The 1,747-nt window shown below is 47.0% G+C and carries 2 protein-coding genes; both read left to right on the forward strand.

What is annotated here, in order from left to right:
• Position 1 precedes the first annotated feature (1 nt).
• Positions 2 to 1,075 carry a peptide chain release factor 1 gene (gene prfA, locus A3762_RS10100; RefSeq protein ID WP_068755258.1) on the forward strand — a complete coding sequence of 358 codons (1,074 nt, stop codon included), beginning with the start codon at positions 2 to 4 and terminating at the stop codon, positions 1,073 to 1,075.
• Positions 1,076 to 1,747, forward strand: a 672-nt coding sequence (gene prmC / locus A3762_RS10105; protein WP_068755260.1) for a peptide chain release factor N(5)-glutamine methyltransferase, incomplete at its 3' end; no start/stop codon positions are given.

Here is a 1,747-nt window from a genome sequence, read left to right on the forward strand (position 1 = left end):
TTTGCTACTCCGTCTTGAAGAAATTACGGAGCGATATGAAGAGTTGGGCGCGTTGTTGAGCGACCCAGAAGTGATTTCTGATCAAGATAAATTCCGTGCCTACTCCAAAGAATATTCAGAAATCGAGCCTGTCGTGCAGTGTTTTGCTCGCTTTAACCAAGCGAAAGATGACATTGAAGAGGCGAAATTGTTGATGGAAGACGGTGATGCCGAGATGCGAGAAATGGCGCAAGAAGAGTTAGGCGAAGCTGAGAAAAATATGGAGGTCTTATCGGATGAGTTACAAATGCTCTTGTTGCCGAAAGACCCGAATGATGGCAATAACGTGTTTTTGGAAATTCGTGCCGGTACAGGCGGTGACGAAGCTGCGATTTTCTCAGGTGACTTGTTTCGCATGTACTCTCGTTATGCGGAGCAAAAGCGTTGGAAGATTGAAGTTGTAAGTGAAAGCCTTGGTGAACATGGTGGTTACAAAGAAATCATTACGCGTGTGATTGGTGATGGTGTCTATGGCGCGTTGAAGTTTGAATCCGGTGCGCACCGTGTGCAGCGCGTTCCTGAAACTGAATCGCAAGGTCGTATTCATACGTCAGCATGTACGGTTGCGGTTATGCCTGAAATCGAATCTGTTGATGATGTTGAGATTAATAAGGCTGATCTTCGAATTGATACTTTCCGTGCATCGGGTGCGGGTGGTCAGCACGTCAACAAAACTGACTCTGCAATTCGTATTACTCACTTGCCAACAGGCGTAGTTGTTGAGTGTCAGGACGAACGTTCCCAGCACAAAAACAAAGCTAAGGCGATGACCTTGCTTGCGTCTAAGTTATTGAGTGCAGAACAAGAGGCGGCTGCAGCTGAGCAATCGTCTCAGCGCAAGAGTTTGGTAGGCAGTGGAGATCGTTCAGAGCGAATCCGAACATATAACTATCCGCAAGGGCGTGTCACGGATCATCGCATCAATCTTACCTTGTATAAGCTTGCTGAGGTGATGGAAGGTGATCTCGGGACTGTGATCGATCCTTTGTTGCATGAGCATCAAGCCGAGCTTCTTGCGAGCATGAATGACGCATAAATGAGTGCTCAGATAACAATAGAGCAGGCACTCGCAATGAGTGCCGATATTCAAAGCGAAACACCTGAACTTGATGTCCAATTGTTGTTAGCGCATGTCTTGCAGGTAGAGCCAAGTTATTTTCGTACTTGGCCCGAAAAGTCCCTCAGCGTAGAGCAATCTCAAACCTACCGTCATTTATTGCAAGAGCGTCTTAAGGGGCGGCCTGTCGCACACCTGACGGGTAGTCGAGGTTTCTGGACGCTCGATCTTATTGTTAATGAAAGTACTCTCATTCCTCGTCCTGATACCGAATGCTTGGTTGAAGCGGCGTTAGACTTATTTGCTGATGTTGAGGCAGCGAGTGTACTTGATCTAGGGACGGGTACGGGCGCCATAGCACTAGCTCTAGCAAGTGAACAGCGAAATTGGACTGTGCTAGGTTCAGATCTACAGTCGGATGCGGTTCTTTTAGCGCGCTCAAATGCAGCTAAAAACCAAATTCGAAACGTCGATTTTGTTCAAGGCTCATGGTTTGACCCGATCGATAAAGATGCTCAGTTTGATTTGATCGTGAGCAATCCACCTTATATCGACGAGAATGACGTCCATTTGTCTCAAGGTGATGTGCGATACGAACCCTTGTCAGCGCTTGTTGCGGCAGAGCATGGTTTGTCTGATATAAAGCTTATT

This window comes from Oleiphilus sp. HI0125 (assembly GCF_001635355.1).